This window comes from Alicyclobacillus sp. CIJ1 (assembly GCF_057538885.1).
Genome location: NZ_BAAJPH010000102.1, coordinates 136134 through 159417 on the forward strand (window position 1 = coordinate 136134; position 23284 = coordinate 159417).

Genomic DNA, 23284 nt, shown 5'->3' on the forward strand with positions numbered 1-23284 from the left:
CCGCCTCAGGGCCGTTTCATTCCCTTGCGTATCACCCCGTTCAGATAAGCGAGAATGCCATGGCGCGTGAGCAATCCGACGAACTTTCCGCTCTCGTCTTCCACGCACAAAAACGGCGCGTCGATGCTGAGTTGAAGTGCGCGCAGAAACGGCTCCCATCGCCCGACGCGGTGAAAGTCCGTGCGCATCACATCCTGGACGGTGAACGTCGAAAGCGCCTCAAACTCAATGCGTTCGAGCCCCAGAATCCGGTCCAGGATGAGTGTCTTGCTGATGATGCCCACCACCCGCCCGTCCGTCGTCACGACAGGAATGGCCGAATAGCCGGATTTAATCAAAACCAACAGCGCATGCTCCGCGCTGTGCTGCGGATGTACGCAAGCCACATCGTCCGCGTCGATGATGAGGCGAGCAATGTCCTCGTCCTGCAACGTCAAAGACTGCATAGTCTCCATAGACATAGACGAACGTCTCCTTGAAGCACAGACTGTGCCTGTCGGTGTTCGCCTCGTATTTTACCAGAACGCGGTCGCCGCCGATACGGCGACGCCGCGCCTCCCCTCACGACACGGGTCCCACGCGACGGTGCGTCATGTCGGGCGGCGGCACGACAGCCGGGTCCAGCCGTTCATGCGCGATCTCGGGTGCGACGCCTCCGTCCTGCTGCAACCGGTCAATCCCGTCGTACACCGAATCCAGGTAGACCTCGCTCCCGTGCGCCTGGTTGCCATCCGACACAGGCGTGTGGCCGCGTTCGTCCGCCATGGCTCTCGCCTCCTTCGCATGGATTCCCATCTGTTATCGTGACCACGCAAGGACGGCGTTATTCGACCCCAAGGACGCGCCTCGCTCACCTTGGGTTCAAGGCCCGTCGGCTTTTTGATAGAGGAAGGGTGCGACAAGGCGAAGCCCGCACGCATCCATCCCGACCAACTGCTCGGTGCTTCCCACGAACAGATGACCTCCCGGCTTCAACGCCTGAGAAAACCCCGCGATGATCCGCTGTTTGGAGGCATCGGTCAAATAGATCAGGAGATTTCGGCATACGATGAGATCGAGATCGCGAGGATACGGATCGGCGAGAAGATTGTGCCGCTCGAAGCGGACGCACTTCCGGACCGCAACCGACACACGCCATCCTTCCGGCGTTGGCTCAAAAAAGCGTTGCAGGCGGTCCGGAGATACATTCGCCAAGGCGCGGGGCGAATAGACGCCGTGCAAAGCCTGTTCGAGCGCCCGCTCGTCCACATCCGTGGCCCAAATATCAGCGTGAAGCCCAAGTTCGGCACAGACCATGGCCAGGCTATAAGGCTCCTCACCGTGGGCGCAACCCGCGCTCCATGCGAGAAAGGGCGAGGCCGCGACAACCTCAAGCTTCGCTTTGAGATCGGCCCATCGCTCGGGGTTCCGAAAAAATTCTGACACTTGAATCGTGATGCGATCCACCAGTTCCCGGAGAAGCGAGGCGTCGCGCGAGAGCGCGGCCGCATAGGACGCGAAGTCCGAGAAACCGCGCCTATCTCGAAGGTGGGCTAGACGTCGCTCCATCTGGGGCCGCTTGTAATGACTCAGATCGATCCCGGTCAATCGTCGAACGCGCTCCACAAACTCAAGATACGGGTCCAGGATGACTCACTCCATAAAGGCGGGGATTTCCTTGGGGGACACGAAGTGGGATCTCGGCATCGCGCTCTCCGGAGGCACGCTCAAAGCCGCGGCGCACGTGGGCGTGCTTTCCGCACTGGATCAGCTGGGCATCCGCCCGGACGCCATCGCAGGCACGAGCGCGGGATCACTTGTCGGATGCCTGTACGCATACGGCTATCGCTCCGAAGATCTCGAGCGACTGGCGCGCTCATTTCCCGGTTGGCGCCTTGTAGACTATGGGTTTCCCGCCGTGCAGTCCGCCTTGGCCCTCGCGGCCAGCCGCCTCGGCATGGGTGCCACTCGAGATCCTGTTCCGCCGGCCCTGTTACGCGGCGTGCGTTTTCGCCAGTACGTCGAGCGCCTCCTTGCACACCGCCGGCCTCAAATGCCGGTGTTTGTGCTCGCGACGGACCTCGTCTCTGGACGCCCCATCGTCTTCACGCCGAATGACCTCCGACTGGATGCCGTGGAACGAACCGAAGCCATAGCGCTCGCCGTCGCTGGCAGTTGTGCGCTTCCTGGCGTGTTTCCTCCTGTGCAGCACGGTCCCTACCTGCTCGTGGACGGCGCCATGCGCCACTACGTGCCGGTCTCCGTGCTGCGCCAACTCGGGTGTCGCAGGATTCTCGCTGTCAATCTGTACAGACTCCCCGCCGAATTTCGCCCCAAAACCATGATCGACGTCTTTCTCCGCGCCTTCGACATTCTCCTGCGAGAATCGATTGACAACGATCTCGACGCCCCTTCGGTGCTCCTTCTGGAACCCGACCTGAGCGCAATCAAGGGACACCCGTTTGAGCGCCTGCCGGGGTACATTCGCGCGGGGCGCGCGTGTGTAGAACAACAAGCCGAGGCAATTCGCAACTTTGTGCATTCGTGACGCATGAAAAAACCCGCGCATAAGCGCGGGACATCTCACGCCAACCAGGCGTCCACGGTTCGCTCGTACGTCAGCGCACCCTCCGGGAACCATAGCTCGATCTCCCGCTTCGCGCTCTCGGGCGAATCGGAACCGTGCACGACGTTCATGCCGATTGTGAGGCCGAGATCGCCGCGAATCGTGCCGGGAGCGGCCTCAGCCGGATTGGTCTTGCCCATCATCGCACGCACCACGGCGATGGCGTTCTCGCCCTCCCAGATCATGGCGAACACAGGCGACGACGTGATGAACTGAACCAAGTCGCCAAAGAAGGGCCGCTCGCGGTGCTCCGCATAATGCGACTCCGCTAGCTCCTTCGAAACCTGTACGAGTTTGGCAGCGACGAGCTTCAGTCCCTTGCGCTCGAATCGCGCCACAATTTCACCGACGAGTCCACGCTGTACGCCGTCGGGCTTCACCATGACAAATGTCTGTTCACGGGCCATGTCTTCCATCCCTCGCTCTGTGCTTGTTGTCCGCGGGCAGGCCACAGACGGCGCTATTGTAAGAAATTCGCCAGGCTCAATGCAAGTCAGTACTGTCGGCGAAGGATGAACGAGGTGAGGCCCATCAACTGCTCGCGGACCGTTTCACGGCCTACCCCTTGCAGCAGATCCCTCGATTTCTCGAGATATCGCTCTGCCAGGCGCTCCGCGTCCGCAAGCGCTCCCGACGCCACAACGAGTTGAATGGCTTCCTCGGCCTCCTCCTCGCGCATCCCCTCGCGCACCAAGGCCCTGAGGCGCTCACCAATCCCCGGGCGAGACGACGCCAACAACGCCGGCAGCGTCAAATTTCCCTGGCGCAGGTCTCCGCCCACAGGTTTGCCCACAATCTCCGCTGCTCCCGTGAAGTCGAGCAAGTCGTCCACAATCTGAAACGCCATCCCGACCGCGTGTCCGAATCGCGCGAGTGCCGCGACCTCGCGCGGGTGAACGCCTCCCACCATCGCACCCAATTGACAGCTCAGCGAGATGAGCAGCGCCGTCTTGCGGTGAATGCGGCGCAGATACGTCATCACGCCTTGCGACCAATTGTAAAAGTCCTCAATCTGTTCGATCTCGCCCTCACACAAGAGCACAATGCCCTTCGCCATCAGCCGGTGAACTTCCAGGTTGTCCACTTCGGCGAGCAGCTGAATGGCGCGAGCGAACAAGTAGTCGCCCGTGTACATCGCAGCCAGATTGCCGTAACTCTTCCGGACCGTGGGCCTGCCTCGCCGGAGGTCGGCACGGTCGATCACGTCGTCATGCACTAACGTCGCCATGTGAATCATCTCAAGCGCCGCCGCGACCTTGGCAACATCTTCAGACCATTCGCGCTCGCCGAGGCCGCAGATGAGCGCAAACAGAGGACGAATCCGCTTGCCTCCGGCCTCGAGCAGCGTCCGTCCCGCTTTTGCGAGATCCGCGTGATCCGCGCGCGCACGCTCGTCCAACAGCTGTTCGACGCGATCGAGTTCTTGGCGGTACAGAAGATAGATTTCATGGAATTCCACGCCGACCGCTCCTCATTTCCATCCGATGTGGAAGGCCGCGATGCCAAACGTCAGCGGGCGGCTCCAAACGTCGCGCAAGCCCACGCGTCGAAACATCTCCTCGAGTCCCTTCCGATCAGGAAAGTCGATGAGCGACTCCGGCAGCCAGGCGTACGGCGCTCGATCCCCCACCACAAGCTCCCCGATTTTGGGGAGAATGCGGTAAAAATAAAAGTAGTACAGCCGCCGAAACCACGCGGCCTCCGGCTTCGACAGCTCGAGCGAGACCACCGCGCCGCCCGGCTTCACCACTCGGGCCATCTCGCGCAAACAGCCTTCGGCACTCGGCATGTTGCGCAGGGCGAAGCCGATGGTGCATAAGTCAAAGGTGTTGTCTGGGAACGGGAGGTTCATCGCGTCGCCGTGTACAAATTGGACGCGATCGCGAAACGCGAACCGCTCCAGCCTCTCTTCCGCGACCTCCAGCATGGCCTCCGTGAAGTCGAGCCCGATGACCCGCCCCTCGGGTCCAAGCCGCTTGGCGATGGCAAACGTCCACGCGCCTGTGCCTGCAGCTACGTCGAGCACCTGAGAGTTCGGCGTCAGGGGCAACTGGCGCATCGCATAGTGGCGCCACAGCCGATGCTGCTGGAAGCTCAACACCGAGTTCATCGCGTCGTAGCGCCGCGCGATCTTCGAAAAGACGTCGTGAACGTAAGCCGATTTGTCTCCGTGCATCTCAACGCTTCCCTTCCGCGGCCTGAAGCCCTTGTGGCTCTTCGGGAAGGGCGTAGTCCAGTACGGACCATGTCCCGCGTAGCCGTGCTGCGTCTTTGGGCGAGAGCACAACACCTTCGCGCGCCCGGGAGGAAACGGTGCCGCGCGTAAACACGCGAACCTTTGCCCCACCGGCCAGGACGTGGTGCCGCACCGCCTCCTCCACTTTCGCCATCCACGGCCCCGGGTCTGGGTGATAATGGCGTACCAAGGCTCGCAACAGCTCCGCCTCGATGGTCGACATGCGTTCCACATACACGTCGAGCGACAGCGGCGATGCCATCAGCAGATCCATCTTCGCTTCGTTGATCCGCACGACCGCCTCGCACAACTCATGCATGAGCTGGCGATCTCCGAGTTCAGCGAGGATCAAGTAGTATTTGCTGCTATCGTAATCCCCGGCCAACACCACGAGTCCTTGTTCCGCCGCGCCCCACTCATCGATCTCGTCGTGAATGGAAAGCCCTTGCTCCAGCAGGAGCACGGCGGTGAGCACCCGTTCTGCCTCGCTCTCGGGCACCGCAGCCGACTGCAGGATGGCATAACCGAGATGGAAATGAAATGGACTCACCGCCTGGCGGACCTTCCGCTTGGCCAAGTAGTCGTGATCCATATGCGCCTTGGCGCAACGCGCGACGCGTTGAAACATTGCCTCCCGAGCGTCCGTCAAGCCGGTGTCATCTCCTTCGAACGGGCCGACCCTCGTATGCTGCGGATAGTATATCATAAATGGTGGACGCTCACGCGTCCTCGTCGGTCCGCACGATCCCGTACCTCGTGTAGATGACCGCTTTTCCTCGGACTTTGATGGCCGAGGTGTGCTCTGTAAACTGCGCGATCATGACTTCACTCTTGTCCAACTTCTCTGCGTGGTGAAACCGCGTCTGCGGGCCACGCGTCATGCCGTTGACTTGAACTCCATTTTCGAGCGCCCGAATGACCACGTAGTCGCCGCTGTAGGGCGTGTCAGCCAAGGCCGCAGCCTCCTTCGAATCCGCCTAAAATACGAAGACCAGCGTTCAACACGCTGGTCACTGGTCGGAATGACGGGATTTGAACCCGTGACCTCTACCTCCCCAAGGTAGCGCGCTACCAGGCTGCGCCACATCCCGACGTTCTTCGCTCTTTTCGTGAAGCCGTTGATGATTGTAACACGCACCTCCCGTTTGTGCAAGAGCATGAGGCCTCTGTGTGTTGGAGTTGGCTTGCGCGTCGACCCGAAGCCTCGGTCATTCACACGGCGATGACGCGGCCTGTCCTTGAGCCACGCCATCGCCGCGCCGAATCAGAAGGTTGTGATCACGTTGAAACCTTTGGTTTCAAATCTCGTCATCTTGTCAAACACTTCGTTGACCTCTTCGAGCCGGACCTCTCGCTCCACCAGGTTTCTTGGCCTCAGGCGGCCTTCGGCCACCAGTGCGAGGAGCCCCGCGTAGTCCGGGTGCGGTATGCCGAGGCTCCCCACCACTTCAATCTCGCAACTGGTGATAAGATCCATGGGAAGGGGCACAAAGCCGCCCTCTTGCGACGTGGTGAGCCCGATTTGGACGTGTCTTCCTCCTTTGCGAAGGCTCAACACGGAGTTCAGGACCGTGTCCCGGATCCCAAGCGCGTCGATGCTCACGTGGGCCCCGCCCTTGGTAATCTCCCGGATGGCCTCCACTACAGGCTGCGTTTTGGCGTTGACGACCTCACACGCGCCTTCCGCGCGCGCCTTAGCCAGCTTCTCGTCGTCCACGTCCACCGCGATGACACGAGCGCCCACCGCGTACGCCGTCTGAATGGCCGAGAGGCCCACGCCGCCTGCGCCGTGCACGGCCACCCACTGTCCAGGCTTGACACCGCCCCGCATGACGCCATGATATCCGGTCATGAATCGACACCCGATCGCGGCCGCCGTCAAGGCGTCGACGCCTTCCGGCAGGCGAATCAGATTCAAGTTCGCGTTTCGGACGACCACATACTCTGCGAAGCTGCCGTCCCAACTGAATCCGTAGATACCGACGTGATCGCACCGGTTTGGCACGCCCGCGTGACAGTATTCACAGTGCCCACACGCATAGTGAAACGGCACCGTCACCTTGTCGCCGACTTGAAAATCGCGCACCTCGCGCCCCAACGCGACGATCTCGCCGCCGAACTCGTGACCGGGCGTGATGGGCAACTGCGGCGACAGCCCGAGCCACGTCCAGTCCCCCATCCATCCATGCCAGTCGCTTCGACAGATGCCGGTCGCCTCCACCCGGATGACGGCGTCCTCTGGCCCCGGTGTCGGATCCGGCACGCGTTCAATGACGAGTGGCTCGCGAAAGCCTACCATTCTCGCTGCTTTCACGGCTTGTCCACGCTCCCTTTTCGTTTGGTCGGACCTGCGTCCTCTCCATGTCTATGAGCGCATGTCCGCTTTCATGCGCGCCCGGAGACGCGACAAAGCCCGCCCGATCGCGCGGAACGGGCGGGAACTTGAAATGCGTTCATAGGATGATAGCGATGAGACCGCCGCTGCCCTCGTTGATGATGCGCTGCAGGGTCTCTTTTAGCTTGAACTGCGCGCTTTCCGGCATGAGCGACAGCTTTGCCGAGATGCCCTCTCGAACGATGGCCGCAAGGGACTTGCCGAAAATGTCGCTCTCCCAGATCTTGAGTGGGTCCTTTTCGAAGTCCTGCATCAGATACCGCACGAGCTCCTCCGACTGCTTCTCCGTACCGACAATCGGCGCGAACTCGCTCTCCACGTCCACCCGGATCATGTGAATCGAAGGAGCTGTCGCTTTGAGCCGGACGCCGAACCGAGATCCTTGTTTGATAAGCTCCGGTTCGTCGAGCGTCATCTCCTCGAGCGCAGGCGGCGCAATGCCGTATCCTGTGAGCTTCACCATGCGCAGCGCGTCCGCCACCTTGTCGTACTCGCGCTTCGCGTACGTGAACTCTTTCATCATCTTCAGCAGCTGGTCGCGACCGGTGATTTGCACGCCGACGATCTCCGTCAGCACCTGGTCGTACAGTTCATCCGGCGCGTCCAGTTCAATGACGGCAATCCCGTGGCCCATGTCCATGTGGGCGAGACCGCAGGACGAGACGAACGAGTACTGCGCGAACTGGGCAACCACGCGATCGATGTCCCGCACGCGGCGGATGTCCCGGATGGTCTCGCGGACGGCCTCTTCAAACTGCTGGCGCAGCCAGTGATCGGGATCGAGCACCATGACCCAGTTCGGCAGGTTGACGTTGACCTCTTTGACCGGGAACTCGTACAGCGCCTCGCGAAGCACATAGTAGATCTCGTGCGTCGTCAACGTGGCACAGGAGAGAGCCAGGACCGGCACGTCGTACTTCGCAGCAAGCTCCTCCCGAAGCTGGAGCACGCGCGGGTGATCCGGCGTGACCGAATTGACAATCATGACAAACGGCTTGCCCAGTTCCTTCAGTTCGGCGACCACGCGCTCCTCAGCCGCGACGTAGTTTTCGCGCGGAATTTCGGCCACGGACCCGTCCGTTGTGACGACGATGCCGATGGTCGAATGGTCTGCAATCACCTTGCGCGTGCCAATCTCAGCTGCTTCCTGAAACGGAACGGGATCGTCAAACCACGGGGTCGTGACCATCCGCGGCCCGTTCTCGTCCTCGTAACCGCGGGCGCCCTCGACCGCATAGCCGACGCAGTCGACGATGCGAACGTTGACGTCCAGCCCTTCCGCGACGTGCACTTGGACGGCTTGATTCGGGATGAATTTGGGTTCTGTCGTCATGATGGTGCGCCCCGCGGCGCTCTGGGGAAGTTCGTCGATGGCGCGGGCGCGGTCGGCCTCGTCCTGAATGTTGGGGATGACAATGAGTTCCATAAACTTTTTAATAAACGTCGATTTGCCAGTGCGCACGGGGCCGACCACGCCGAGGTATATATCGCCCCCCGTCCGCTCCGCAATGTCTTGAAAGACGTCGAATTTTTCCACGATTCTCCCTCCTCGAGATGACCGGCGTGGACAGCATGAACGCATGCCTCGCCCCGGCCCACCGACAATCCACGTAGACCGTCACGCAATCGATGGACAGTAGCCAATATATGCGGCGCAAAGGCCGGTATGCTTCGCGAAGCAGAGCGCCTCGTCCCTGACGCCACTATGTATACGGGAGAGAGAATCGAGGTAGAACCACGACAAGAGGAGAAGCGGAGCAGACAAGGGATCCACGCACTCGAAGGCGCGGATCCCCATCATCGTCAGCGCTGAATGTGTTGACGGTACGCTTCAGCGTCCAACAGCGCCTCGAGTTCTGAGGGGTCCGACATTTCGACGACAATCATCCAAGCTTCCTCGTACGGCGACTCGTTGACCTTCTCCGGCGCGTTGGCGAGTGCCTCATTGACTTCGATGACGCGCCCGCTGACCGGCGCGTATAAGTCGGAGACCGTCTTCACGGACTCCACCGTGCCGAAGGTCTCACCGGCCTTGAGCTCGGCGCCCTTCTCCGGCAATTCGACGTAGACAATGTCGCCTAGTTCGTCCTGCGCATAATCCGTGATCCCGATGTAGGCGCGCGATCCGTCGACCCGCACCCATTCGTGTTCGCGCGAATACTTGAGTCCCTCAGGAATGTTCACGAACAGGCCTCCCTCCCCGGTTCACCGAAGGTAGTGTACCAGATCCCCTGCATCACCGCCATCTCGGTCAAGGCAGTCGAAACTCTGCCGTCAGCGGTTGAGCCCCGACCACTTCCATCTCGTGATTTTTGTCTCGCGTCATGAGCAACTCGATCCCCTCGCTCGGCGAAATGTCACCCATCAGCACCCGCTCGATGGCGTGAGTGATGGGCATTTCCACGCCGTATGTTTCCGCTAGTTGCTTGGCGGCAAACGTCGCGTTCACACCCTCCACCGCCATGCCGATGGCGTCAAGCACCTCCGGCAGAGGAAGGCCCTTCGCCAACAAGCGGCCTGCGCGATGGTTGCGGCTGTGCTCGCTCGTGCAGGTGACAATGAGATCGCCGATCCCGGCGAGGCCCGAAAACGTCAGCGGAGACGCGCCGAGTGCGACACCCAAGCGCGTGATCTCGGCGAGTCCTCGCGTCATCAGCGCCGCTCTCGTGTTATCTCCAAGCCCCAGGCCCTCGGCCATGCCCACGCCGAGCGCAATGATATTTTTGAGGGCGCCACCCAGCTCCACGCCGATCACATCCGCCTGCGTGTACACGCGAAATCGATCGGTCATAAACGCGTCCTGTGCGCATTCGGCTACGCGCTTGCTTGCGCTCGCGACGACGACCGTCGTCGGCATCTGCCGCACCACCTCTTCCGCGTGGGACGGGCCGGAAATCACAGCGAGACGGCGTTCAATTCCCGGCATTTCTCTTTCGAGCCAGGCACTCACCCGCAGATTGTCCGGGCGCACAAACCCCTTCACCGCATGCACAATAAGGGCGTGATCGTCCAGATCACGAAGAAGCGGCAGAACCTCCGCGACGGACGCAGATGGCACGGCTAACACCACGAGCCTGGCTCCTGAAAGCGCTTCTTTCGCGCCGAGAACGGCCTTTAGGCCTTCAGGCAGGACGGCGCCGGGAAGGTAGCGCTCGTTACGTCGGCGCAGGTTGATGTCTTCAACGACCTCCGATCGCCGCGCCCAGATCGACACGTCCCAGCCATTCCACGCCAACACCGAACCCAGGGCAGTCCCCCAACTGCCCGCCCCCAAGATGCACGCTTTCATCGCACACCCTCGCTCGTCCGCTCAAAAATTCTCCGCTCCGTGCCGTGCAACAACCGATCGATATTCGAGCGATGGCGGTACACAGCGAGTGCAGCGAGCACCACGCTAGCCGCAAAGATCCATCCCTCGAAGTGAAACACCGCAATCAGAATGGGAACCAGGCACACGAACACGAGCGAGCCGAGCGATACGTACCGCGTGAGGGCGATCACGGCGAGGCAGACGAGCCCGGCGATCACAGCGGGAAGCGGCGCGAGCCACAACAACACGCCGATGGTCGTGGCAACGCCTTTCCCGCCGCGAAATCCAAAAAACACGGGCCAATTGTGCCCCACGACGACGGCCACGGCAGACAGAGCCAGCGCCCACATGGCGTGCGGCGCCAGCGCGTTCGCGATCCACAGTGAGATGGCGCCTTTGAGCCCATCGAACAGAAGCACCAAAACGCCCCATTTGAGCCCGACGGTGCGCATCGTGTTGGTGGCGCCTGCGTTTCCGCTTCCCTCAGAACGGATGTCGCGACCGCTGACCCACCGGACGACCAGCGTGCTCGTCGAGATGGAGCCTATCAAATACGCGACGATCATCGACAATAGCCCAGACCAAGCCATTCACCAACGCTCCCTCGCAGGCCTCAAGACGAGCCCGACTGCGCTTCGTCACGCGCCCGCAACACAATGCGAATCGGCGTGCCTCGAAAGCCGAACGCTTCTCGAAGTTGATTCTCGAGATAACGCTCGTACGAGAAGTGACTCAACTCCGTGTCATTGACAAAAATCACAAACGTGGGCGGCTTCACGCTGACCTGCGTGCCGTAATAGATCCGAAGCCTCCGCCCGCCCTTCGAAGGCGGTGAAACGGATACCTGAGCGTCCGCGAGCACTCGGTTCAACGTTGAGGTTGGCACGCGCATCGCGTGATATTCGGCAAGTTCCTTGGCCACGTCCAGCAGTTTACCCACTCGCTGCCCCGTCAGCGCGGAGACAAAGATCACAGGCGCAAACCGAAGAAACGGGAATTCCTCCCGAATCTTCTCCTCGAATCGATGCGCGGTCTTGTCGTCCTTCTCAATGGCGTCCCATTTGTTCACCACAAACGCGATGGCACATCCGGCATCCAATGCGTAGCCCGCGACTCGCTTGTCCTGCTCCACAATCCCGGTCTCTGCGTCGAGCACCACGAAGGCGACATCCGCCCTGTCCAAAGCCCGAAGCGCCCTCAGCACGCTGTATTTTTCGATGCGCTCGTACACTTTTCCTTTTCGCCGCATGCCCGCGGTGTCCACCAGCACATACGTCTGACCATCGCGCTCGAGCGGCGTGTCCACCGCGTCGCGAGTCGTTCCCGCCACCGGGCTGACCATCACGCGCTCCTCGCCCAGCAACCGGTTCACCAAGCTCGACTTGCCCACGTTGGGCCTCCCGATGAACGCGATGCGAATGGCATCTTCGTCCTCATCCTCGCCGCTCGCCTTCGGAAGCGCAGCGACGACGGCATCCAACAAATCACCTGTGCCGCGGCCATGCTCGGCCGAAAACGGAATCGGCTCTCCAAAGCCGAGCCGATAAAATTCGTAGCTTAGCGCGTGCTGTTGGACGTGATCGAGCTTGTTGACGCCGAGCACCACAGGTTTGCGTGCTCGGCGCAACACCTGGGCTACGTGTTCGTCCGCCTGTGTGACGCCCTGACGCCCGTCGACGACAAATAAGATGACGTCCGCTTCGTCAATGGCGATCTGCGCCTGCACGCGGATGAGGTTTCCCATCTCGTCTTCTTCATCCATCTCGATGCCGCCGGTGTCGATCACGCGAAACGGCACGCCGTTCCACTCGCTTTTTCCATAGATCCGATCTCTTGTCACGCCGGGCGTGTCCTCGACAATGGAAACTCGCCGGCCGACGAGCCGATTGAACAGGGTCGATTTCCCGACATTCGCACGCCCCACAATGGCCACTACAGGCAAGGCCATGATCTCGTCACCTCCGATCCTCTCTATCCCATGCGCGCAAGGTCAGCAGCCCATTATCCCGGAATTCGCGGCGAACGTCAACGGCCCGCTTCTTCCCTCGATCCGCGCCACGCCTGAGCGGATGTCAGCAGTCGACACAGCTCAAACGTCGCGGCAAACACAAACACGGTGGCCATTTCCAACGCGTCTCGCCCAAGCACCCATCCGGCTAACACGAGTCCCACGCTTGCCAGCGCCCGAGTGGACGGCGCCGGAGAGACGATAGAAGCCGCAGCGCCCACCATCGCCGCTGCCCACACCTCTGGCGGGATACCGCCCCAATCTGCAAACGGGGCCATCCTCGGCCAGGCCACCATCGCAGCGATGGCGGCGAACGCTGCGCCAGTCGCGCGACGCCATCTCATGCCGGATAGGCTCACCATTTCATATATCGACACCGCCAGCCAGATGGTCGGCGACACCCATTCTGGAATGAACCACCTCAACAGCCAAGCCGCCAAACATCCTGCGATGGCGGCCCTCACCACCCAGCGAGGCGCGATGGAAGAAGGCGGCCAAAGCGAGAGCCAAATCGCCGCCGGGACCAGCCACATCATCGCATCCTGCACGCCACAACGCCCCTACGCTTCACACGGAGATTCTACGCGGCCACAGGCCTCAGCGCGAGAAAACCCCGCCTTCCAGGCGGGGTCTTGTACGAAGCAATGGTCACTTAAACAAATCGCCGAACAGATCGCCGAGCGTTGGGCCAGAGGCGCCTTCGTTGCGAGGCTCAGTCGGCCTGCGATCTCGCCGCCCCCCTCGCCCTTGGCCGCCTCGCGGCTGAGACGAATCCCGCATGGACAGCGAAATGCGTTTGCGCTCCGGATCCACGCTCAGCACGCGGACTGTCACCTCTTGGCCAGGCTGAAGGACATCGGAGGGCTTATCGACGTGCTCGTTCGAGATCTGAGAAACGTGAACCAGCCCTTCCAAGCCGGGGCGGAGCTCGACAAATGCACCGAAATCCACCACTCGGCGCACCACGCCTTGGACGACGTCTCCCGGTTGAAACTCGTGAGCGTACGTTTCCCAGGGCTCCGGCAGCGCCGCCTTAATGGACAGCGAAATGCGACCGGCCTCGGGATCTACGCGCAGCACGCGAACCTTGACGCGATCGCCCTCGCGCACCACTTCGGATGGATGGTTGACGTGGGAAAACGACAGTTCGGAGATGTGGACCAGCCCGTCGGCGCCGCCCACATCGACAAACGCGCCGAAGTCGGTCAACCGCTGCACCGTTCCCTCAATGACGTCGCCCGGCTTCAACTCTTCGAACAGCTTCCTTGCCCGCGCCTCGCTTTCTTCCTCCAACACGGCGCGCCGCGAGAGGATCAGCTTGTTCTTCTGCGGATCGACCTCAATCACTTTGGCGCGGAGCTTCTGCCCCTTAAACTGCTCGAGGTTTTCGACGAAGTGGCGATCCACCAACGACGCCGGAATAAACGCGCGGACGCCGACGTCTGCCACGAGGCCGCCCTTGACGACGTCCCGAATCTCCACCTCAATCGGCTCTCCACTTTCCAGCAATTGCTGCATTCGCTCCCACGCGGACGCCTGTTCAGCGCGCCGCTTTGAAAGCGTCACATGGCCGGATTCCATGTCGACCTTCAGCACTTGCGCCGTCACCGTGCTGCCCACGCTCACGACATCACTCGGATGCGTTCCCGGCACCGCCGACAACTCCTGCGGCGATATATGCCCCTCATAACCGTGAGGCAGCGCGACGGTCACACCGTGATCATCCACGGCCGTCACTTCGCCGGTCACCACGTCCCCCTCGCGAACCGCCGCATCGGTCAACATTTCACGCAAATCCTCTGACATGTCAATGGCCTCCCGTTTCATTGGTCACTTTATGATGGCAACGCGCGACAGGAGTCGGCGTTTCTTCGCATGCGCCATCGCGACGCCAAGCCCACGTTGACCTTCCACAAAGGGTACCTATAGCATACCAAATTGGACAAGCCGCAAACGCTGTTTTGGAATTGCGGCACCAACTTTTCATACGCTTACTGTAACACAGTTGCGCCACAAGGAAAACGCTGAGGAGAACGCTCGCCCTTCAGCTCGATTCTTCCTGACCGCCGGTCAGCCAAAGCAACTGGTCTCGAAGACTTCGCATGATCTGCTCGTCCGGCTCTTCCCGCACATCGATGGGATGTCCAAACTTCACCTCGATGCGCCCGAACAAGCGATACCGTCCTCGGATACCCACAGGCTGAATCACCGCGCCCGCTTTTCTAGCGATAGAGGCGATTCCGGGTTGTAGCGGTCCGAGTTTGCCCGTTCGCGACCGGTGCCCTTCAGGAAACATCACAAGGCAAGTTCCGCTTTGCAGTACATCAATCGCCGTGCGGATAGCGCGCCGATCCACGCGGCCACGCTCGATGGGAAAACCTCCAAGCGAGAGGAAGATGCGCCGAAGCACAGGGATGCGAAACAGTTCGGCCTTGCCCATGAACCGTATGTATCGCGGGACCAGAATCCCTAGAAGGGGAGGATCGAAATTCGAAAGATGATTCGACGCAATGATGACGCCTCCCTCACGCGGGAGCCTCTCCAGACCCTCCACACGAATGCGAAAGCACGTACGAAAAAACGCGGTAACGACCGCCCGGGCGAAGCGGTAAAAGGGCGTACGGGGCAAATCGCTGCCTTCACCGGACATGCGCATTCTCCACCAACTGCACGATCTCCTCGACTACGGATTCAATGCTCTTGTCCGTGGAATCGATCCGCACCGCGTCCTCGGCCATGCGAAGCGGAGCGACGGCCCGTTCGGAATCCTTGCGATCCCGCTCGATTACGTTTTTGACCATCTCGTCAAGCGACACTTCATAGCCCATGCGCCGGTACTCTTCCTGGCGCCTGCGCGCTCGTTCCTCCGGCGCGGCTGTGAGAAACACCTTCACCGTGGCGTGAGGCAGAACCACCGTTCCGATGTCTCGCCCGTCCATCACAACGGAATGGCGCTCGGCGAACGCGCGCTGCCATTCGGTCAACAATTGGCGCACCCGAGGGTGCGCGGCAACCGTGGAGACCAACGCACTGACCTCCGGGGCGCGGAGTCTGGACGTGACGTTCACCCCGTCGATGAGTACCTGCAGCGTGCGATCTTCCCCCTCTTCAAACGAGACGCGGTGAGCGTCGAGAACGGCTTCGACAGCGCGCTCAGAGTGGACATCAATCCCCTCTTGTGCGCAGAGATACGCGACGGCACGATACATGGCGCCTGTGTCGACATACATCAGATTCAGCCGCTCCGCGACCCGCTTCGCAACCGTGCTCTTCCCGGCGCCCGCAGGTCCGTCGATGGCGATGGTCACAGGTGCCACGTCGAAACCTCCTTCCGGTTCGATCACTCATTTTCTCGATGGTAACACAACCGGAAAAGGCTCGGCAATGCGGTTAACGTTCAAAAAAAGGCCACGGGCTCGAGTGAAGCGGTCGCCGTGCCACCGCCGAGTGTGATGGTCTCTCCCGTCACCGGATAGAGCATGTCATTCGAGCCGTCTCGAACATACAGCGTGACCGGCGGGCCCTGGGGCGTCGCGTCGCGAAACGAGATCACATCACCTGCGTGAACGAGAATCTGCATCTCGTTCGTCGTAAACGGCCCAAGCGAGACGCCGTTTCGGAAGACAATCACATTCGCCGCCCGTTCCACACTGTCCGCCGTCAGGATGATGCTTCCGGTCGCCCCCTGAAGCCCCGGCGGTGTCCCCGTTTGCATGGCCATGACCGGCCGAGATCGCGCCATGGCTTCTACCCGCTCCCTCACCCGCGGCATCTGCATGGCCAACTGAGCCAGCACGAGCGTGGTCAGGGTCCCGAGCGCGACAGGAACCAAGATATCGTCCAGCATGCGGCGCATCCGTTGAATCGCCATGGACATCCCTCCACAGCTAAACGTATGCGCCGCGGGACGCGCTATGAATCTATCTTCTCCTCAGCGCGCGCTGTCGCATGAAGGTGTAGCGGACCACCTGATCGCGCACGCGCTCTGGGATATCCACGAACTGCATCGATAGGGTGCGGCCCGTCCCTTCCGCTTCTATACGCACCACCTGACAAAGGGCCTGCAGCCGGTATCCCGTATACGGCAGGGTCACATCGACATGGACCCGATCCCGGTAGACGATATCGACGGCATCCTTCGCGCGAACTGCCAGTCCCCCGCCGCTAATGTCAATAGCCTGAACGAGATAACTCTCTCCGGTGCGCAAACAGGTGAGTTTAACCTGCGCGTCCAAAGAAACGCGAAAATATTCCCGGCGCTGAATGCGCACTAAGTCCGAGCCCCTGAGCGGGTGGACCAAGCGTACAGCCGGCGTCGGAATGTACGACAGCCCCAAGACGCGAGAGCGATATTGGTAGACATCGTTCTCCGAAGCGGCGTATTCGATCATCCACGTCGTATCGACATGGACCTCCATCTCTCGCCCAGTTCCCTGGTGGACGGGAACGTCCGCATACAGAAATTCGTCATCGAGGTCTGCAACGCGCGACTTATAACTGTTCTCAGAGCTGTCTCCCACGACGCGGACGCGCAACGGGGCCCCTATCGGTGGCACTATCGGCATACCGTTCCCCATCCCTTCCAATCTCCTGCCTTATTATACACGCAGAAAGGGAGGTTGCGGGGAAACATCGGCAGAAAGGCTCGATTGCGCCAAAAGCCTCGAATTATGTCAAGCGTTCGATGCTCAACTCGTGCCCCGTAGAGACGTCGAGAACCACGCGGTAGGGCTCGTCGCTGCCGCCGAGGGTGCCGTCAAACGCGACGGCTTGAACCCATCGCCCGTTCGGATCCTCTGCCAAAACGCGGCGCTCGTCCTGAACGTGAAACTGTGGACCGAGGCGCGCGCGAAGAGCGTTCTCAGACAGCGGATGGGGAGCAGGCGGAAGAGTCTTTGGAGGCCACTTGCCGCGATCGTAAAATCCAATCACCTGGCCGTCGTCCAGCGCCACAACGACCCTGCAACTCGCATCCAGTGCCGGGACACCTTGGACGACAGGTTGATAGGTAAACCTGGCAATGCCGTCCACTTGACTGGCGTAAGTCCGCACCATGTTCGACAATCCAACCCGCTTCAACCAACGAGAAGCGACGCCAGCTGCATCTGCCAGATCCACTCGAGGCTCACCAATCGGGCGCGTCAAGCGGTAACTGGCGAGCGTTCCCGTTTTTGCAAACTCGATGCGCACAGGCCGTCCCTTGACGGAGCCGGTCACCAGGATATACGAACCGTTGCGCGGATCGCGAATATCACTGACCTTCGCCTGGTCCACGCGCCCGCCCGCCACCTGCTCGGCCCTCCGAATCCAAGGCGCCGCATCCTTGCTCGCTGAGGCCGGGGTGGGCTTCGGCGCAGCGCTCGGTGGCACGACACTCGCCTGGACTCGGGCAAGCGCATTGCGCACAGAAGGCGCAAGTTCGGTGCCTGTTCTTCCGTCAAGGACAGGCCCTGCATGCCACGCAATGGGCTCGAGCTGCGTCTCCAAGCGCCCTACCGTTTGATACGCATGCCGCAAAGCATTCTGTACGGACACGTTGTGCGGATCGGCATCTGTTGTCATCCAATGTGCGGCGTCGTAGTCGATCTGATGCAGCTCCTGATTCACCCGGTGATCGGGCCCGCCGTCGGGAATTCGCGCCATGTCCAACTGCGCCCCGTATGCGTATTTCTCCACGTCTGCCAGATGACGACGGAAGGATTCAGGGTCTGCCACAATCGAAGCCGAGGCGAGCGCTGCGCGCAGCGCATCGAGGTCTGCGACCGCCGCTCGCAAAGCACCCGAATACCCAGCATCCACCACGGCTGACATCGCCTGCGCCCGGCTTCGCTCGTGATCGCCCCATGCAAAGGCCGCGCCGCCTACCGCGATCACGGCCGCCGCCGCCTCGGCCCACCACGTCCATTTGCGCATGAGATTCACCCCCTCATCAGGCTGTGAAAATGTGGTGACCTATCATGACAAGCTCCGGTTGCGCCCACATCCAGGCGTTCGACGTCTTGGCAGGATTGAAGTAGTAGAGAGCGCCATGTGTGGGATCCCATCCGTTGACCGCATCAATCACCGCCTGCATCGCCTCTCGATTGGGCTGAAGGTTGATCTGGCCATCATTCACGCAGTCAAATGCGCCTGGCTGATACACGATGGCCGGAATGGACTTGGGAAACTTCGGGTCATGTAAACGGTTCAAGATCACCGCTGCAACAGCCACTTGGCCCTCAAACGGTTCCCCGCGAGCCTCGCCGTAGACCACATGGGCCATGAGATTGAGGTCGCTCGCACTCAGGTTGTCCATCCCATGGGTGAAACCGTCCCCAGAAATCAGCGTGCCGTCACTGGAACTGGTCGCGGGCCGTGCGGCGCCAGAGGACGTCGAACCCGAAGAAGCACTGGGAAAGTCCATCTTGTAGCTCCAATTGGGCGTCGCCTTCACCAGCATGATCTTGGTTCGCATGTCGACCTCGCCGGTCACCGGAAGTCCAAAATTGTACTGAAAGGTACGGACAGCCCAATAGGTCTTCCAACCGAAGATGCCATCAATGCGCCCCCAGTAGTAGCCCAGCAGATGGAGACGCCCTTGCAGTTCGTCGACGTCGTATCCCGTGCTGCCGTAAATGAGATTGCGCGCCGTGAACGCTTGAATTGAGGGCGTTGCAAGGAACGGCTCGGCGGCCATCCACGCGGAGAGGATGAGTGCCCATGCCGAGATTGCGCGTTTCGCCCTGCTCATTCGTCAGCCTCCTTTCGCAGAAGCTCGCACCGGCGACACCCCGTAGTCTGTAGACACGCAAAAAAAATATGCCCGGGTTCGCCCCGGGCACATCGCATTCCGTCCAACGTCCTCAGCCAATGACCTCGATATCAAAGTCTTTGTCGTTATCGCACAGGCATCGTTTGAATCCCGTCTCAATATTGCCTTTTGAGTCGCGCGTGCCTCGCAGAATGAACGTCTCGCCACACTTCCTGCAGCGGATCATCACCTTAATCCGATGGGCAGCAGGTGTCGATTCCTGAGCCGACAACGACGACTCTGCGCGCATAGCGATCCCTCCTCCACTTCATCCCGCTTTATATCCATCCGCGCCAGCGGCTCGCCTCCGCCAACCGCTGAACGCCGACGATATAGGCGGCCAGCCGCATATTCACTCCATACCGAACTGCGACTTGATACACGCGGTCGAACGACTGCCGGACGCGATCGTCCAACTTCGCTTGGACTTCAGGCTCACCCCAGTAATATCCCTGGTTGTTCTGAACCCATTCAAAGTACGAGACGATCACGTCCCCGGCAAACGAAAGCACGTCTGGAATCACCAGAATCTCGCGCTCCGTCAGGATCTCAAGGGCATCTTGCGGCGTCGACACGTTAGCCGCCTCAACCACCAGCGATGCCTTGACTTTCGCAGCTAATTCCGCCGTGATCACAGCGCCTGAGGCGGCCAGCACCAGGATGTCGCACGGATGTTCTAGAAGCTCGCGGTTGGTCAGCACATCGCGGTACAACCGCGTCACCGTTCCAAACGAGTCCCTTCGCTCCAGCAACTCGTCCACGTCCAGACCCGCCTCGCGGTACAGGGCGCCATACGCGTCACCCACGCCGACAATGCGAGCTCCCCGGTCACTCAAGTACTTCGCCAGGTAGCTCCCGATACCTCCAAAACCCTGGACGATGACGCGCTGCCCTTCGAGGGTCTGTTGCCTCTGCCTCACCGCTTCCTCCAGCGTCAGTGCGACGCCGCGCGCCGCAGCGCCATCTCGGCCGCGCGTCCCCCCCAAAATCACGGGCTTCCCTGTGATGAAGCCAGGACTGTCTGACTCGCGAATGTGGGAGTACTCGTCCAACATCCACGCCATGTTCTGCGAATTGCTGAACGCATCAGGCGTGGGGACATCCTTCGCCGGCCCCACAATCTGACTCACCGCGCGCACATAACTCCTGCTCACGCGTTCGATCTCCGAGAAGGACATGTCGCGCGGATCGCACACAATGCCGCCCTTTGCGCCCCCGAAGGGCAGTTCTGCGATGCCACACCGAATCGACATCCAGATGGCGAGCGCTTCCATCTCCTCAAGTGTAATGTCTGGATGCAGCCGTATGCCGCCCTTCGTGGGCCCGATAGCGTCATTGTGCTGAACGCGGTAGCCGGTAAACACCCGTACGGTCCCGTCGTCCATGCGCACAGGGAATCTCACCGTCAACACGCGCATGGGCAGTTTCAGGAGATCAAAGGCCTCCGGCCCATATCCTAGGACGTCGAGTGCCTGCCGGACGATGTCCTGCGTATCCTGAAGCATGGACGCACCCTGGTGACGCTTGTCCGCAGACGCCACAGAATCTGCCACAGTGTGTACCACCTTTTCCCGGTTGTCGACAACATGGAATCGAATGAAGACAGCCCTAGTATACACGCCCACCCGCGTTCCGAAAAGCAGCCGAGATCGTAGTTGGGCACAAAAAACAGAGTAACTAGAATGATCTAGTTACTCTCGGATAGGCGGAACCCTCACGTCGGAAAGTTCCGGAGGAGCTGTTCCACGGCGTGATCCGCAAAAATCACCTTGCCGTACTCTCCGAGCACCCATGGCGTCACCCGACTCATCTCACCATACTCCACCAGAATGGAAAATACTTCTTCCCACTGATCAGGTCTGAGGTCGCCATGGATCACCAACTGATAAGCGCCTTCGTGATGATAGAGCGATGTATGGATGGGATACTGGCGCAACGTCTTGCACGCGTCCAAGAGGTTATCCAAATCGCGGAACGCCATCACCATGTGGGTCGGCGTTGACCGCGGCGAAAATCCGTGATCTCGCTCGAAGTACGTTTCCTCTTCGTCTCCATAATCCCCGTCGTCATGGCCAGCCCCAGGCATGGACGGGATACGCGTGACAATGACCACCACGCCCTCTGTCGGCATCGTGAACGCCTCCACGGAAATCGGACCCGCGATATCAAATCCGACTTCCATATAAGCGGTCTCCATCATATCCCAAAAAAGATCCTGCACCTTTTTCCCATTGTGCCAAATTTCATCGCGATCGATCCCGCGTTCCTCGAGATCGTCATAGCTGATGAAAATCCGCACCTTGTCTCGGGCAATTCGCTCGACTCGCATCGGCGTTCCCTCCTTATCGCCAAAGGCCGAGTGAAAGGGCGTGTGATAAATTATATTATACCTCATTTGTTCCCCATGTCATGGCGTGCGCCATCATTCCGAATGTGTCCCCGCGCAGTTGCTGGAACACCCCACGTCTCCCACTCAAACAGCCATCACGTGGACGCTCGCTCCACGATGTTGTGCTGCAGAATCACGGTGTAGTTGTCCACCGGCTCATCCTGTAAGAGCTTGGTGAGCAATCGCATGGAGACTGCGCCGAAATCATACATCGGCTGCGCAATCACGGTCATCTCAGGGCGCACCATCACAGCGAGACGTGTGTTATCAAACGCGATCACCTTCACGTCCTCAGGCACCGATTTCCCCATGTCTTGCACAGCATGAATCGCGGCCAGCCCCAACTCGTCCGAAGCCGCAACGACACCATCCAAATCGTGCTCCTCGAAGTACGCGCGGATCACGGGAAGAGACGTCTCGTAGCGGCCGCGCCCCGTCCGAATGACGTGAAGCTCCTGTCCGCGCATCCGATTCTGGGCACCCTGCAACCGCCGATCCGCCACGACCGAATATCCTTCGTCCATGGTGATAAAGCCGATTCGCCGACAACCCTTTTGGAGCAAGAAGTTCACCGCATCCCGCCCCGAACGATAGTTGTCGATATTCACCGACGGAATCCGGCGCTCTGGATCCTCTGTCGCGCACAGCACGACAGGAATCTGCGCCTCCTCAAACGCGTCGATCTCACGTGACGTAAGAACATTCGTCATGTACAAGATTCCATCCACCTGTTTTTCCCACATTGTCCCAATCAAACTAACCTCGCGATCGACCTGAGCGTCCGAGTTCACCAACAGAATGTTGTAATCATACATGTTCGCGATGTCCTCGATCCCGCGAACCATCTCTGCGACAAAAGCCGCCGAAACGTCCGGCACGATCACGCCAATCGTGCGCGTCCGCTTGCTCGCAAGACCCCGCGCCACCGCGTTCGGCCGGTAGCCCAGTTTTGCAATTGCCTCCAATACCCGCTTTTTCGTATCCTCTTTGACCACGGCCGTCCCGTTGATCACGCGAGACACGGTAGCCATGGACACTTTTGCTTCTCTTGCAACGTCGTATATTGTAACAGGCATGGACAACCCCACCTTTCGTACGTCATCGGCAATCCATGGTATTCGGAGTCGTGTCCTTATTATAATCAAGTTTGGCCGGTCTCTGTCCAGTTCTTAGCTCACCAAGTCCACATATGAAAAAAGCCCGCCGAAGGCGGAGCTACCAAGTGGCTTCCGTATGCTCAACTCGACATCAGTCTGTCGTAGAATCACTGCAACTGGACATAAACAAAGGGCTCGGACCACTCCGAACCCACACATATCTTCAATGCGGGTGGAGGGACTCGAACCCCCACGGTCGCCCGCCAGAACCTAAATCTGGTGCGTCTGCCAATTCCGCCACACCCGCATACATCTCTCGCCTGGCAACGACCTACCTTCCCAGGAGGCTTCCCTCCCAGTATTCTCGGCGCTGGAGGTCTTCACGTCCGTGTTCGGGATGGGTACGGGTGTTGCCCCTCCGCTATGGTCACCAGACCTGCTTCGCTCCATGCTC

At 60.3% G+C, this 23284-nt stretch carries 27 protein-coding genes, 2 tRNA genes and 1 rRNA gene; 1 reads left to right on the plus strand and 29 read right to left on the minus strand.

Going from position 1 to position 23284, the window contains the following annotated elements; all coding sequences use genetic code 11:
- Positions 1-5: 5 nt before the first annotated feature.
- The 3 genes from cbpB to AC27E8_RS07445 all read right to left on the minus strand — a co-directional run bounded on the left by cbpB (position 6) and on the right by AC27E8_RS07445 (position 1605).
- On the minus strand, positions 6-461 hold the full coding sequence (cbpB, locus tag AC27E8_RS07435) for a cyclic-di-AMP-binding protein CbpB (protein ID WP_487098671.1): 456 nt from the start codon (positions 459-461) through the stop codon (positions 6-8).
- Positions 462-561: 100 nt separating this feature from the next.
- Positions 562-765: a hypothetical protein gene (locus tag AC27E8_RS07440; protein ID WP_008341032.1), complete on the minus strand. Its 204-nt coding sequence runs from the start codon at positions 763-765 to the stop codon at positions 562-564.
- A gap of 96 nt (positions 766-861) precedes the next feature.
- Positions 862-1605 (minus strand): CheR family methyltransferase, encoded by a 744-nt coding sequence (locus AC27E8_RS07445; protein WP_487098670.1) that lies wholly within the window; start codon positions 1603-1605, stop codon positions 862-864.
- Positions 1606-1657: 52 nt separating this feature from the next.
- Between AC27E8_RS07445 and AC27E8_RS07450 the strand changes: the two genes are divergently transcribed.
- Positions 1658-2527, plus strand: coding sequence for a patatin-like phospholipase family protein (locus tag AC27E8_RS07450; protein ID WP_487098669.1), 870 nt, complete (start codon positions 1658-1660; stop codon positions 2525-2527).
- 35 nt (positions 2528-2562) lie between these two features.
- Here the strand turns inward: AC27E8_RS07450 and ndk are convergent, their stop codons facing one another.
- From ndk to rrf, 26 genes are all read right to left on the minus strand, one after another.
- Positions 2563-3021, minus strand: coding sequence for a nucleoside-diphosphate kinase (ndk, locus tag AC27E8_RS07455; protein WP_014464386.1), 459 nt, complete (start codon positions 3019-3021; stop codon positions 2563-2565).
- A gap of 77 nt (positions 3022-3098) precedes the next feature.
- Positions 3099-4064, minus strand: a complete 966-nt coding sequence (locus tag AC27E8_RS07460; protein ID WP_487098668.1) for a polyprenyl synthetase family protein — start codon at positions 4062-4064, stop codon at positions 3099-3101.
- Between the two features lie 12 nt (positions 4065-4076).
- Positions 4077-4781, minus strand: coding sequence for a demethylmenaquinone methyltransferase (locus AC27E8_RS07465; RefSeq protein WP_014464388.1), 705 nt, complete (start codon positions 4779-4781; stop codon positions 4077-4079).
- Position 4782: 1 nt separating this feature from the next.
- Positions 4783-5490, minus strand: a complete 708-nt coding sequence (locus tag AC27E8_RS07470) for a heptaprenyl diphosphate synthase component 1 (protein WP_487111414.1) — start codon at positions 5488-5490, stop codon at positions 4783-4785.
- 70 nt (positions 5491-5560) lie between these two features.
- The gene (mtrB, locus tag AC27E8_RS07475; RefSeq protein ID WP_014464390.1) at positions 5561-5794 is read right to left on the minus strand and encodes a trp RNA-binding attenuation protein MtrB; all 234 of its coding nucleotides are present in this window, start codon (positions 5792-5794) and stop codon (positions 5561-5563) included.
- Positions 5795-5855: 61 nt separating this feature from the next.
- Positions 5856-5932: transfer RNA gene (locus AC27E8_RS07480), tRNA-Pro, on the minus strand.
- A 173-nt stretch (positions 5933-6105) separates the two neighbouring features.
- Positions 6106-7155, minus strand: coding sequence for a zinc-dependent alcohol dehydrogenase family protein (locus AC27E8_RS07485; RefSeq protein WP_041695170.1), 1050 nt, complete (start codon positions 7153-7155; stop codon positions 6106-6108).
- Positions 7156-7294: 139 nt separating this feature from the next.
- Positions 7295-8773, minus strand: coding sequence for a stage IV sporulation protein A (gene spoIVA / locus AC27E8_RS07490; RefSeq protein WP_008341042.1), 1479 nt, complete (start codon positions 8771-8773; stop codon positions 7295-7297).
- A 266-nt stretch (positions 8774-9039) separates the two neighbouring features.
- A complete protein-coding gene (gene gcvH / locus AC27E8_RS07495) occupies positions 9040-9420 on the minus strand; it encodes a glycine cleavage system protein GcvH (RefSeq protein ID WP_014464393.1) in 381 nt (126 codons plus the stop codon).
- Positions 9421-9487: 67 nt separating this feature from the next.
- Positions 9488-10525: an NAD(P)H-dependent glycerol-3-phosphate dehydrogenase gene (locus AC27E8_RS07500; RefSeq protein WP_041695171.1), complete on the minus strand. Its 1038-nt coding sequence runs from the start codon at positions 10523-10525 to the stop codon at positions 9488-9490.
- Positions 10522-11136 (minus strand): glycerol-3-phosphate 1-O-acyltransferase PlsY, encoded by a 615-nt coding sequence (gene plsY, locus AC27E8_RS07505; protein ID WP_487098666.1) that lies wholly within the window; start codon positions 11134-11136, stop codon positions 10522-10524. Before plsY ends, AC27E8_RS07500 begins: the two co-directional genes overlap by 4 nt.
- A gap of 23 nt (positions 11137-11159) precedes the next feature.
- The gene (gene der / locus AC27E8_RS07510; RefSeq protein WP_487098665.1) at positions 11160-12494 is read right to left on the minus strand and encodes a ribosome biogenesis GTPase Der; all 1335 of its coding nucleotides are present in this window, start codon (positions 12492-12494) and stop codon (positions 11160-11162) included.
- 77 nt (positions 12495-12571) lie between these two features.
- A complete protein-coding gene (locus AC27E8_RS07515; protein ID WP_014464397.1) occupies positions 12572-13102 on the minus strand; it encodes a hypothetical protein in 531 nt (176 codons plus the stop codon).
- A 100-nt stretch (positions 13103-13202) separates the two neighbouring features.
- Entirely contained in the window at positions 13203-14360 is a 1158-nt protein-coding gene (rpsA, locus tag AC27E8_RS07520; RefSeq protein WP_012811014.1) for a 30S ribosomal protein S1, read from the minus strand.
- A gap of 238 nt (positions 14361-14598) precedes the next feature.
- On the minus strand, positions 14599-15210 hold the full coding sequence (locus AC27E8_RS07525; RefSeq protein ID WP_487111417.1) for a lysophospholipid acyltransferase family protein: 612 nt from the start codon (positions 15208-15210) through the stop codon (positions 14599-14601).
- Positions 15194-15871 (minus strand): (d)CMP kinase, encoded by a 678-nt coding sequence (gene cmk / locus AC27E8_RS07530; RefSeq protein ID WP_487098663.1) that lies wholly within the window; start codon positions 15869-15871, stop codon positions 15194-15196. Before cmk ends, AC27E8_RS07525 begins: the two co-directional genes overlap by 17 nt.
- A gap of 80 nt (positions 15872-15951) precedes the next feature.
- Entirely contained in the window at positions 15952-16425 is a 474-nt protein-coding gene (locus AC27E8_RS07535) for a hypothetical protein (protein WP_487098662.1), read from the minus strand.
- A 49-nt stretch (positions 16426-16474) separates the two neighbouring features.
- Positions 16475-17119, minus strand: a complete 645-nt coding sequence (locus AC27E8_RS07540; RefSeq protein ID WP_487098661.1) for a flagellar brake protein — start codon at positions 17117-17119, stop codon at positions 16475-16477.
- Between the two features lie 103 nt (positions 17120-17222).
- Entirely contained in the window at positions 17223-18467 is a 1245-nt protein-coding gene (locus AC27E8_RS07545; protein ID WP_487098660.1) for a PepSY1/2 domain-containing protein, read from the minus strand.
- A 16-nt stretch (positions 18468-18483) separates the two neighbouring features.
- Positions 18484-19284: a spore cortex-lytic enzyme gene (gene sleB, locus AC27E8_RS07550; protein ID WP_487098659.1), complete on the minus strand. Its 801-nt coding sequence runs from the start codon at positions 19282-19284 to the stop codon at positions 18484-18486.
- Positions 19285-19396: 112 nt separating this feature from the next.
- On the minus strand, positions 19397-19594 hold the full coding sequence (locus AC27E8_RS07555) for a hypothetical protein (protein ID WP_008341062.1): 198 nt from the start codon (positions 19592-19594) through the stop codon (positions 19397-19399).
- Between the two features lie 28 nt (positions 19595-19622).
- Complete coding sequence (locus tag AC27E8_RS07560) at positions 19623-20897, minus strand: Glu/Leu/Phe/Val family dehydrogenase (RefSeq protein ID WP_487098658.1); 1275 nt, start codon at positions 20895-20897, stop codon at positions 19623-19625.
- 161 nt (positions 20898-21058) lie between these two features.
- Positions 21059-21673, minus strand: coding sequence for an adaptor protein MecA (locus tag AC27E8_RS07565; RefSeq protein ID WP_014464407.1), 615 nt, complete (start codon positions 21671-21673; stop codon positions 21059-21061).
- A gap of 155 nt (positions 21674-21828) precedes the next feature.
- Positions 21829-22809 (minus strand): substrate-binding domain-containing protein, encoded by a 981-nt coding sequence (locus tag AC27E8_RS07570; RefSeq protein WP_487098657.1) that lies wholly within the window; start codon positions 22807-22809, stop codon positions 21829-21831.
- 248 nt (positions 22810-23057) lie between these two features.
- Positions 23058-23137: transfer RNA gene (locus tag AC27E8_RS07575), tRNA-Leu, on the minus strand.
- 11 nt (positions 23138-23148) lie between these two features.
- A 5S ribosomal RNA gene (gene rrf / locus AC27E8_RS07580) occupies positions 23149-23265 on the minus strand.
- Positions 23266-23284 lie beyond the last annotated feature (19 nt).